Genomic DNA, 10992 nt, shown 5'->3' with positions numbered 1-10992 from the left:
CCTTGAGGGGAGGGGTTGGGGGTGGGGGTCCATCGGTGGACCACTGAACCACCCCCTCCCTCAATCCCTCCCCTCAAGGGGGAGGGAGGCGGCAGCTGACGGGTCGGCGTAATTCGGGGCGTATTGGTATCGATGGACCGGTGGCTGTGGACCCCCACCCCTGTCCCCTCCCCCTACTGGGGAGGGAGACCCTCCCAGCGGCATCACGGTATGGGTCTCCCTCCCCTTCTTCAGGGGGGAGGGGACAGGGGCGGGGGTCGGCTCGCACCGGAGTTTGCAAGCCCACCGAACCCCGCTTGTGGGCTTTCAGCAAAAGTGTACCAATGATTGTCGAGTGGGATAGACCGCAAGCCCCGTAGGAGTAATGTCCGCAACGCCTTTTGACGAAATGAACAATGCGGATTCCTCGATCCGGGCCCCTTACCATATCCTGGAAGAGTGGCTGAAGGAGCAGCCGCCGCAGGCCCTGGGGCTGATGTCCGCCGATGCCGAGAGCCTGTTCCGGCGGCTGGGCATCACCTTCGCGGTCTATGGCAGCAATGAAGGCACCGAAAAGCTCATCCCGTTCGACATCATCCCGCGCATCATCTCGGCGCTGGAGTGGCGCCGGTTGTCGAAGGGCATCGAGCAGCGGGTGCGGGCGCTCAACGCGTTCCTTCACGACATCTATCACCGCCAGGAGATTTTGAAGGCCGGGCGGGTGCCGGAGAAGCTGATCCTCAACAACTCGGCATTCTGTCCCGAGATGATGGGGCTCGATCCGGCGCGCGGGGTCTATTCGCATATCATCGGCGTCGACATCGTGCGCACCGGGCCCGACGATTTCTATGTGCTCGAGGATAACCTCCGCACCCCGTCGGGCGTCAGCTACATGCTGGAGAACCGCGAGGCGATGCTGCAGCTCGCCCCGGAGCTGTTCCAGCGCTACAAGGTGGCGCCGGTCGAAACCTATCCCGAAACGCTGCGCCGGACGATGGAAAGCGTCGCCCCGGCCGGCGTCAACGGCTCGCCCAATCTCGTGGTGCTGACGCCGGGCATCCACAACTCGGCCTATTTCGAGCACTCGTTCCTCGCCGACCAGATGGGCGCCGAGCTCTGCGAGGGCCAGGACCTGTTCGTCGAGAACGGCAAGGTCTACATGCGCACCACCACCGGCCCCGAGCGGGTCGACGTGATCTACCGCCGCATCGACGACGACTTCCTCGACCCCCTCACCTTCCGGCCGGATTCGATGCTGGGCGTGCCGGGGCTGTTCGACGCCTATCGGGCAGGGAACGTCACGCTGGTCAACGCGCCGGGCACCGGCATTGCCGACGACAAGGCGGTCTATGTGTATGTGCCCGAGATCATCGAGTTCTATCTGGGCGAAAAGGCGCTCCTGAAGAACGTGCCCACCTACAACTGCACCAATGACGACGAGCGAGCCTATGTGCTGGCCAATCTCGAGGAGCTGGTGGTGAAGGAAGTGCACGGCTCGGGCGGCTACGGCATGCTGGTGGGGCCGGCCTCGACCAAGGCGATGCGCGAGGAATTCAAAAAGAAGATCCTTGCCCGGCCCGACAACTACATCGTGCAGCCGACACTGGCGCTGTCGACCTGCCCGACCTTTGTCGAGCGCGGGATCGCGCCGCGGCACGTGGACCTCCGGCCATATGTGCTGTGCGGCGACGACATCCGGATCACGCCGGGCGGGCTGACGCGGGTGGCGCTGAAGAAGGGCTCGCTGGTGGTGAATTCGAGCCAGGGCGGGGGGACGAAGGATACTTGGGTGCTGGAGGAATGAGGATCGTGGCTCTGATGACTGCCCCTCACCCCGCCCTTCGGGCACCCCTCTCCCTCAAGGGGAGAGGGGAGACGCTGCACCAACTCGCCCCAACGGTCTTCCCTCTCCCCTTGAGGGAGAGGGTGCCGAGCGCAGCTCGGCGGGTGAGGGGAAGGAGCGAAAAACATGCTCGGTAGAACCGCCCAGAATCTCTTCTGGCTCTCCCGCTATATCGAGCGGGCCGAAAACATGGCTCGTATGTTCGAGGTCGGCTATCGCATGAGCCTCACCTCCCGCCGCGAGGGTGGGGCATCGGAGCACCTGGTGTCGATGCTGCAGGCGGCGGAGGCGGACGAGGGCTTTCACAAGAAGCACAAGCAGGCCGATGTCGGGAGCGTCGCGCACTACATGCTGTTCGACGAGGAAAACTATTCCTCGGTGAAGTCGTGCCTGCTCTCGGCGCGCACCAACGCGCGTTCGGTGCGCACGGCGCTCACCACCGAGATGTGGGAATCGATCAACGCGGCCTGGCTCGAATATTCGGCGATCCGGCCGCGCGACATTACGGGCGCAAAGCTCCAGGAGCTGCTGTTCTGGGTGAAGCAGGTGAGCCACCGCTATCGCGGCGCCCTGCTCTCCACGTTCCTCCGCGATGCGGGGTACGCGTTTTCGCAGATCGGCAATTTCGTCGAGCGGGCCGACAACACGGCGCGCATTCTCGACATGAAATATTACGTGCTCTTGCCGCGCGCCACGATGGTGGGCGGCGATGTGGACATCCAGCAGTGGACGATGATCCTGCGCGCAGCGTCGGCGCATCGCAGCTACCGGCATGTGTACCATGACCGCTATCGGGCCTGGAACATCGCCGACTACCTGATCCTCCGCCCTGAGATGCCGCGCTCGCTGATGTTCTGCGTGCAGTGGATCAACCGCACCATCGACATGCTCGAGGAGATCTACGGCGAGCGCACCGCCGGGCACGATGCGGCGGACTCGGTGACGGCGCTGCTGATGGATGCGAGCGTCGACAAGATCTTCGAGCACGGGCTCCACGAATTCCTCACCGAGTTCATCGACCGGAACAACCGGATGACGGACGCCCTCGCCGAAAGCTACAATTTCTACTGATGAAGATTTCCATCCGACATTCGATGAGCCTCGCGCTCGGCAGCGGCGTCGCCCGCAGCGTGCAGCATGTGCTGCTGACGCCGCAGTCGGGGCCCACACAGACGGTGCTCGAGTGGACGATCGAGATGCCCGGCTTTGCCGAGGCGGCGAAGTTCGTCGACGGGTTCGGCAACAAGGCGCAGCTGGTGAGCCAGGTGAAGCCGGAGGCCGAGCTGGTGATTTCCGTCGCGGGGGTGGTGGAGACCATTGATCGCAATGGCGTGGTCGGGCGGATGCCCGGGGACATTCCGCCGGCGCTCTATCGGCGGCCGACAGCGGCAACGCGGGCTGCCGGGGCGATCACCAGCAGGTTCCGCACCGTGCCGCGCACCGGGCAGGACCGCATCGCGCTGCTGCACGGCTTGATGGCGCGAGTGGGGGAGGTGATCGGCGGGGCGGAGCAATCGCAGTCGCAGTCGCAGGACGGGCAGAGCCAGGGCCAGTCGCCGGGCGGCGGCGCGCAAGCGGAGGCGAGCGAGTATGCGCATGCCTTCATCGGCGCGGCGCGCGGGCTCGATATCCCGGCGCGCTATGTGACGGGGTATCTGTTCGGCAGCGAGGCCGAGCCGCCGGCGCTCCATGCCTGGGCCGAGGCCTGGGACGACGGGCTGGGCTGGATCGGGTTCGACGCGATGCTGGATGTGTGCCCGACCGACCGGCATGTGCGGGTGGCGGTGGGGCTCGACGCGACCTCGACGGTGCCGGTACGCTCAGTGCCGGCGGTGGGCGTGCCGCAGGTGCTGGCGATGAGTGTCGAGGCGGCGCAGTAGGGCGGACGTCGAGGACGATGGCCCGATGGCGTGGACCCCCACCTCTGTCCCTTCCCCCTAAGAATGGGGAGGGAGACCAACACACCGACGCCAGTGTGAGCGTCTCCCTCCCCCTACTTCAGGGGGAGGGGACAGGGGTGGGGGTCGGCTTGCACCGGCCCTGCCCTAAAGCCCCAGCACATACAGCCACCCACTGATCGTCAGCACCGACAGCACTGTCGAAATCAGGATGGTGTTGGCCGCGACGTTGACGCTGCGGTTGTAGTAGGTGGCGAAGACGAAGACATTGATGCCGGCGGGCATGGCCGCCAGCAGCACGCCGTAGCGCGCCAGGTCGCGGTCGATGTGGAGGATCGGCACCATGATGAGCCAGGCGATGGCCGGCTGGACCAGCAGCTTCAGCAGCGACATGGTCAGCGACTGGCCCCAGCTCTCCGAGAGCTTGTAGTCGTTCAGCGCGCCGCCGAGGCCGAACAGCGCGGCGGGCGTCACCGCCGCCGCCATGATGGTGACGAAGGCTTCCGCCGGCTCGATCAGCTTGATGTGCATGAGGTTGGCGGCGGCACCGAGCGCGATGCCCCAGAGGAGGGGGTTGGCGACGATGCGCACCAGCGCCACGCCCAATGTCTTCAGCAACGGCGCGCCGTCGCGGCGGAGCAGCTCCATGGTCAGCATGCCGGCGGTGATCAGCACCGGGGCGTGGAAGGCGATGATCGAGAAGGCGGTGGCCAGCGCCTCCGGACCGTAGGCGCGCTGCACCACCGGGATTCCGACGAGGACGGTGTTGGTGAACATGGCCGAAAAACCCGACGCCACGCTCTCCCCCGGCTTGTTCCCGAACACCCGGGAGGACAGCAGGATGCCGACGATGAAAACGACGACGCCGCCGACGTAGAACGGCACGATGACGCCCCAGTTGAAGGTCGTCGAGAAATCCGCGTCCAGCATGGCGCGGAACAGGAGGCACGGCGTCGCGAAGCTGTTGACGAAAATGATCAGCCCCCGCACCCCTTCGTTCGGAAACAGCCGCAGCCGCACGGCGCCATATCCCAGCGCCAACAGCGCGAAGACCGGCAGGATGACGTTGAGGATGGCAAGCATGAAGAGGCCGGGCGGGGAGACGTTCCGTAGTGCACGGGATGGCGGCGGGGGTCAACAAATCAGTGGGCGGGCACTTGATTTATGTACATCATTTATGTACATAGTTTCCGTCTGCGCGTGACGTGCAGAGTCCACGCATTGGGTGCAGCACGTCATGGATTTCGAATGGGATGCCGGCAAGCGGCTGGCGAACCTGGATAAGCACGGCGTGGACTTTCGCGTTGCGATCAAGATTTTTGAAGGTCCCACAATCGACCGAATAGATGATCGCCGCGACTACGGCGAAGAACGCGTGATCTCGATCGGGGTGTTCAAAGGCAGGGTGCTTGTTGTCGTTTCAACCGACAGGTTTGGCACTAAACGGATTATTTCAGCTTGGAAGGCCGGCGAACGTGAAAGAGAAGCATATCGAGCGCTACTCTCAAGATGAGCTTCGCAAGATGTATGAGCGGGGTGACTACGTTCCGATCTCAGAAAAAGATCTGCCCGGCGAAGAGCTGCCGGAGGGCTTCTGGGAAGATGCACAGGTCGTGTTCCCGGAGGAGCGCCCGACGTCGGTTCGCCTGAATCTCGACCCCGAGGTCTTTGCGTTCTTCAAATCGCAGGGCAAGGGGCACATCACGCGGATGCAAAATGTGCTCAAGGCCTATGTGAGAGCGCACACCAAGTAGTTCGCCCGCCGGTTGTCGAAACACTCGCCTCAGGCTAACGCTTGCTGCGATCGAACCCCGCGGTGAATGCATGCCTGCCTCCCCTTCCCCCGTCGACATCTTCATCATTGGCGGCGGGGTGAACGGCACCGGCATCGCGCGCGATGCGGCGGGGCGCGGGCACTCGGTGATGCTGGCCGAGATGCACGACCTCGCCTCGGGCACCTCGTCGGCGGCGACCAAGCTGGTGCATGGCGGGCTGCGTTATCTCGAGCACTACGAGTTCCGGTTGGTGCACGAGTCGCTGGCCGAGCGCGAAGTGCTGTGGGCCTCGGCGCCGCACATCATCTGGCCGCTGCGCTTCGTCCTCCCCTATGAGAAGAACCTGAGGCCCGCGTGGCTGCTGCGGCTGGGGCTCTTTGTCTACGATCACCTCGGCGGCAGGAAACTGTTGCCGGCGACGAAGACACTGGACCTGACGGAGGACGAGGCGGGGAAGCCTTTGAAGCCGGGCTACAAGGTGGGCTTCGAGTATTCGGACGGCTGGGTCGACGATGCGCGGCTGGTGGCGCTCAACGCGCGCGATGCCGCCGACAAGGGCGCGACGGTGCTGACGCGGACCAAGGTGACCTCGGCGCGGCGCGAGGGCGGGCTCTGGTCTATCGAGATGGAAGACGAGGCGGGCGGGCGCAGCACGACGCAGGCGCGGCTGCTGGTCAACGCGGCCGGGCCGTGGGTGGACAAGGTGATCGTCGAGGCGATGGGCCGGCACGACGCGCACCATGTGCGGCTGGTCAAGGGCAGCCATATCGTGGTCAGGAAGCTCTTCGACCACGATCGCTGCTACTTCTTCCAGAACGCCGACGGCCGCATCTTCTTTGCCATCCCGTACGAGGGCGATTTCACCCTGATCGGCACCACCGACATGGATTTCGAGGGTGACCCGGCCACGGTGAAGATCAGCGACGCGGAAATCGACTATCTCTGCGCCGCGGCGAGCGAGTATTTCATCAAGCCGGTGACGCGCGACGAGATCGTCTGGACCTATTCGGGCGTCCGCCCGCTCTTCGACGATGGCGCCAGCGCCGCGCAGGAGGCGACGCGCGACTATGTGCTGAAGACCGAGGGCGAGGCCGGCGCCGCGCCGCTGATCAACATCTTCGGCGGCAAGCTCACCACGCACCGGCGGCTCAGCGAGCAGGTGGTCGACCGGATCGACGGGCTGATCGGGGCCAAGGGCCCGAGCTGGACGAAGACCGGGCACCTGCCGGGCGGGGATTTTCCGGCCATCGGGTTCGAGGCGCTGCTCAGAAAGCACATGGGGATGTATCCGAAGCTCGGACCAGTGGTGCTTCGGCGCGTGACCCGCGCCTATGGCACGCTTGTTCCCACCCTGATCGGCGACAGGCAGAAAGCCGGCGACTTTGGTACGCAGTTCGGCGGCACGCTAACCCAGTTGGAGGTCGACTACCTGATGGATCGCGAATGGGCGCGCACCGCCGAGGACGTGCTGTGGCGCCGCACCAAGCAGGGGCTGCGATTCAACGCGGAGGAGACGGCGGAACTGGCCCGGTACATGGCCGCGCGCCTCGAAAGCAAGCGAGCAGGGGCGGCACAATGAACGGAAATATCCTCGCGATCGACCAGGGCACCACCTCGAGCCGGGCGATCGTCTTCAACGACCGCCAGCAGATCGCGGGGCTGGGGAAGATGGAGTTCACCCAGCATTTCCCGCAGGACGGCTGGGTCGAGCATGTGCCCGAGGAGATCTGGGCGACGGTGCTGTGGAGCGCCAAGACGGCGATCAAGAAGGCTGGCGTGAAGGCCTCGGAGATCGCGGCGATCGGCATCACCAACCAGCGCGAGACCACCATCGTCTGGGACCGCAAGACCGGCAAGTCGATCCACAATGCCATCGTCTGGCAGGACCGCCGAACCGCGAAAGCCTGCGAAAAGCTGAAGCGGGCCGGGCATGAGCCGCGGATCAACAAGAAGACCGGGCTGCTGCTCGACCCCTATTTCAGCGCCACCAAGCTCGCCTGGATCCTCGACAACGTGCCGGGCGCCCGCAAGCGCGCCGAAAAGGGCGAGCTCGCCTTCGGCACGGTCGACAGCTACCTGATCTGGCGGCTCACCGGCGGCGCCAGCCACGCGACGGACGCCACCAATGCGTGCCGGACGCTCCTGTTCAACATCCGGACCAACGACTGGGACGACGAGCTGCTCGAGCTCTTCCGTATCCCGCGCGCCATGCTGCCTCAGGTGAAGGACAATGCCGACGATTTCGGCATCACCGACCCGGAGATTTTCGGCGTCTCGATCCCGATCCATGGTTCGGCGGGCGACCAGCAGGCGGCGACCATCGGGCAGGCCTGCTTCAGCCCGGGCATGCTGAAATCGACCTACGGCACCGGGTGCTTTGCGCTGCTCAATACCGGCACCGACCTGGTGCGCTCGAAGAACCGGCTGCTCACCACCATCGCCTACCGGCTCGACGGCGAGACCACCTATGCGCTGGAGGGCGCCATCTTCATCGCCGGTGCGTCGGTGCAGTGGATGCGCGACATGCTGCAGATCTTCGAGAAATCCTCCGATGCCGGGCCGCTGGCGGCGAAGGCCGACCCGACGCAGAACGTCTACCTGGTGCCGGCCTTCGTGGGCCTCGGCGCGCCGTGGTGGGATAGTGCCGCGCGCGGCTCGCTCACCGGGCTCACCCGCAATACCGGCGCGGCCGAACTGGCCCGGGCGGCGCTCGAATCCGTCAGCTACCAGACGCGCGACCTGATCGACGCGATGCGCAAGGACTGGAAGGGCGCCAGCGACACGGTGCTGAGGGTGGATGGCGGCATGGTGGGATCGGACTTCACCATGCAGTTCCTCGCCGACATCCTGAACACGCCGGTCGACCGGCCGACCATCCTCGAGACCACGGCACTCGGGGCAGCCTGGCTCGCGGGCTGGAAGGCGGGGGTGTGGCCCGACCAGAAGGGCTTTGCCGAACGCTGGGCGCTGGATCGGCAGTTCAATCCGCACATGGACGAGGCGACGCGGGTGCGCAAGCTCAAGGGCTGGCGGGATGCGGTGAGGCGGACGCTGAGCAGTTCGTAGCATGGACTTAGGGGTCGGATGCGGGTGGACCCCCACCCCTGTCCCCTTCCCCTAAGAATGCGGAGGGAGACCCCACACCAACGCCGGTGTTTTCGTCTCCCTCCCCATTCTTAGGGGGAGGGGACAGGGTGGGGGTCGGCTATCACCGAAGCCGAGGCTCCGCCCCTAGTTCCACGCCTGATACGGCCCGCCCGCGATGAACGCCCAGTAGGTCCGGTAAACGCTCTTGCGATTACCCGGCACCGTCGCGACGGCCAGCCCGAATTCCTGGAACTTGGTCGAGAGCAGCGTGTCGCGGTGGGCCGGGGAGGCGAGCCAGCCCCTGATGGCTTCATCGAGCGAGTTCTGCCCGCCGGCGACGTTCTCGCCCACCGCGCCCTCGTAGCCGGCATTGGTCACGCGCTGGCGCAGGCTCACGCCCAGGTTGTGCGAGAGCGTGTCCTTGGCGGCCATCAGGTTGGCCTGCGAGCGCGCCGCGCTTTCGAGGTGCATATTGTAGCGCAGCGGCGGCTTGCCGTTGGCGGCGCGGGTGCCGTTGATCGCCGCGAGGATGCCGGCCTGGGTGAGCTGGATCGGGGTGATGCTGGCATTGCCGGGGCCCGGCGCGGGCGGGACGATGGAAGTGCAGGCGGCCAGCAGGCCGAGCGTGGCAAGGGTCAGGAGGCCGCGGCGCAAAGGCATCATCTACGAGGGGTTCCAGATAGGGGTCGCGGCAGGAGCGCGACCAAACGTGGCAGTGACATGGCGGTCAACCAGGGGCGGCGAACACGGTTGCGCTACCTTTCGGTAACCCATCGCATTTGAAGCAAATTAAGCATGACTTTGCAAAGCAGTCGCCGGATCGGCGCAGTGCGCGCACCCTCTGGTCCACAAGGTTGAGGGGCTCTGTGTTTTCCATGATCGAGCAGGAACTGGGTCATTTCGACGTGCGCGCCATGACGGCGTACGACTGGGACCGCCACAACGACTACATCCGGAACATGCTGTTCGCAGCTTGCGCGGCGTCACTGAGCATCGTCGGCGCCGGCGCGTTCTTCCTCAGCTTCTGGTTCTGAGTTCCGGTCGACGATCGAACATCTCCCACGCACCGAAGGGGATGGCACGGCAAGAACTCTCACAACTCTTGCTCGCCCTGAAGCGGGGCCCCTGCCCCGGCCCATAGCGCCGCCGGCACCAGCACCACGTAGACCAGCGCCGCCAGCGCCCAGGCCCACGCGGGATACATTCCGGCGAGCCAGGCCAGCGGCAGCAGCACCACCAGATCGATGCCGATATAGAGCAGCGTGGCCCTCAGGTGCGAGCCGAAGCGGCGCTGCAGCGCCTGGTAGGCGTGGCGGCGATGCGCCTCCCAGAAGCGCTCGCGGCGGATGATGCGGCGGATCAGCGTGGTGAGGCTGTCGGCGAGGAACAGCGCGGCGAGGATCAGCCATTGCCAGACGGTGAGCCAGAAGCTGGTGATCGTGGTGAAGGCGAAGAAGGCCGTCATCAGTCCCAGATAGGTGCTGCCCGCATCGCCCATGAAGATGCGCGCCGGTGGCCAGTTGAAGGCCAGAAAGCCGAAGCAGGCGCCCGCGAGGCCGAGCATCCACCACAGCCGCGGATCATCGACGATGCCGGGCTCGAACACACAGGCGATCAGCGCCGCGCCAACGAGGAGGAAGATCGCTTCGGAGGCGGCGAGCCCGTCGATGCCGTCCATGAAATTGAAGAGGTTGATCCACAGCGCGCCCAGCAGCGTCAGGATGACCAGCCACACCGATTCCGGGATGGCCGGGCCGAACTGCTCGAGCGGCAGCACCGCGACGATGGCGCCCATCAGCAGCACCTGCGCGCCGAGCCGCCAGCGCGCCGCCAGCGGCCGGCGATCGTCGTAGTAGCCGATGAAGGCGATGAGGATGCCCGCCATCAGCACCGGCACGCCGAGCGAGGGCAACAACAGCAGGACGAGCAACCCGGCAAAGGTGCCCCCCGCGACGATCCCGAGGCCGCCGCCGCTCGGCGTGGGCCTCGTGTGCGACGAGCGCTCGTTCGGCTCCTGCATCAGCCCAAGCCGGCCGGCGCGGCGCATGATGAAGTAAGTGACGAGGAGAGAGAGGACGGTCGCGATGACGACGATGGCGAAGCCGAGGGTGGCCATTGGGGCTCCGGGGGACGGGAGCTACAGGGTTAGCGGCGCAAGCCGAGGCATCGCAACCCCCTCTCTTGCAGTTTCTAAGGACTTGGCGTTGCCAAGCCCAAGAAACTGCTTTCTCCCCCGCCAGGGGGGAGATGAGGGGTGGCACGATCTCGCCCCACGGCATCTCCCCCTCGGCGGGGGAGAAAGCGATTTCTTAGGTTTAGCGTTTGCTAAGCCTTAGAAATCGCAAGAGAGGGGGTCGTTTCGGCGCGGTTGGGGCGGCCGCCCCCTCCACCATGCTGCGCATGGTCCCCC

Annotated in this window: 11 protein-coding genes; 8 read left to right on the top strand and 3 right to left on the bottom strand. The window is 65.6% G+C overall.

Annotated elements, in window-relative coordinates; genetic code table 11:
- Positions 1-364: 364 nt before the first annotated feature.
- The 3 genes from JWQ89_RS00955 to JWQ89_RS00945 all read left to right on the top strand — a co-directional run bounded on the left by JWQ89_RS00955 (position 365) and on the right by JWQ89_RS00945 (position 3702).
- A complete protein-coding gene (locus JWQ89_RS00955; protein ID WP_299637634.1) occupies positions 365-1783 on the top strand; it encodes a circularly permuted type 2 ATP-grasp protein in 1419 nt (472 codons plus the stop codon).
- Between the two features lie 165 nt (positions 1784-1948).
- Entirely contained in the window at positions 1949-2893 is a 945-nt protein-coding gene (locus JWQ89_RS00950) for an alpha-E domain-containing protein (RefSeq protein WP_299637632.1), read from the top strand.
- On the top strand, positions 2893-3702 hold the full coding sequence (locus tag JWQ89_RS00945) for a transglutaminase family protein (protein WP_299637630.1): 810 nt from the start codon (positions 2893-2895) through the stop codon (positions 3700-3702). The genes JWQ89_RS00950 and JWQ89_RS00945 overlap by 1 nt, the downstream gene beginning before the upstream one ends.
- 165 nt (positions 3703-3867) lie before the next feature.
- On the opposite strand, the gene JWQ89_RS00940 is transcribed toward JWQ89_RS00945, so the two are convergent.
- Positions 3868-4803 (bottom strand): AEC family transporter, encoded by a 936-nt coding sequence (locus JWQ89_RS00940; protein ID WP_299637628.1) that lies wholly within the window; start codon positions 4801-4803, stop codon positions 3868-3870.
- Between the two features lie 154 nt (positions 4804-4957).
- On the opposite strand from JWQ89_RS00940, the gene JWQ89_RS00935 reads away from it, so the two are divergent.
- The 4 genes from JWQ89_RS00935 to glpK all read left to right on the top strand — a co-directional run bounded on the left by JWQ89_RS00935 (position 4958) and on the right by glpK (position 8561).
- Complete coding sequence (locus JWQ89_RS00935) at positions 4958-5233, top strand: BrnT family toxin (protein ID WP_299637626.1); 276 nt, start codon at positions 4958-4960, stop codon at positions 5231-5233.
- Complete coding sequence (locus tag JWQ89_RS00930) at positions 5196-5474, top strand: BrnA antitoxin family protein (protein ID WP_299637624.1); 279 nt, start codon at positions 5196-5198, stop codon at positions 5472-5474. The genes JWQ89_RS00935 and JWQ89_RS00930 overlap by 38 nt, the downstream gene beginning before the upstream one ends.
- A gap of 70 nt (positions 5475-5544) precedes the next feature.
- Positions 5545-7074 (top strand): glycerol-3-phosphate dehydrogenase, encoded by a 1530-nt coding sequence (glpD, locus tag JWQ89_RS00925; RefSeq protein ID WP_299637622.1) that lies wholly within the window; start codon positions 5545-5547, stop codon positions 7072-7074.
- A complete protein-coding gene (gene glpK, locus JWQ89_RS00920; protein WP_299637620.1) occupies positions 7071-8561 on the top strand; it encodes a glycerol kinase GlpK in 1491 nt (496 codons plus the stop codon). Before glpD ends, glpK begins: the two co-directional genes overlap by 4 nt.
- A gap of 165 nt (positions 8562-8726) precedes the next feature.
- Here the strand turns inward: glpK and JWQ89_RS00915 are convergent, their stop codons facing one another.
- On the bottom strand, positions 8727-9245 hold the full coding sequence (locus tag JWQ89_RS00915) for a CAP domain-containing protein (RefSeq protein WP_299637618.1): 519 nt from the start codon (positions 9243-9245) through the stop codon (positions 8727-8729).
- Between the two features lie 203 nt (positions 9246-9448).
- Between JWQ89_RS00915 and JWQ89_RS00910 the strand changes: the two genes are divergently transcribed.
- The gene (locus JWQ89_RS00910) at positions 9449-9616 is read left to right on the top strand and encodes a hypothetical protein (RefSeq protein ID WP_299637616.1); all 168 of its coding nucleotides are present in this window, start codon (positions 9449-9451) and stop codon (positions 9614-9616) included.
- A 59-nt stretch (positions 9617-9675) separates the two neighbouring features.
- Here the strand turns inward: JWQ89_RS00910 and JWQ89_RS00905 are convergent, their stop codons facing one another.
- Entirely contained in the window at positions 9676-10698 is a 1023-nt protein-coding gene (locus JWQ89_RS00905; protein WP_299637614.1) for a hypothetical protein, read from the bottom strand.
- Positions 10699-10992 lie beyond the last annotated feature (294 nt).

The organism is Devosia sp., assembly GCF_028290645.1.
In the GTDB taxonomy this organism is placed as follows: domain Bacteria; phylum Pseudomonadota; class Alphaproteobacteria; order Rhizobiales; family Devosiaceae; genus Devosia_A.
This window is presented reverse-complemented; position numbering and strand designations above follow the sequence as displayed.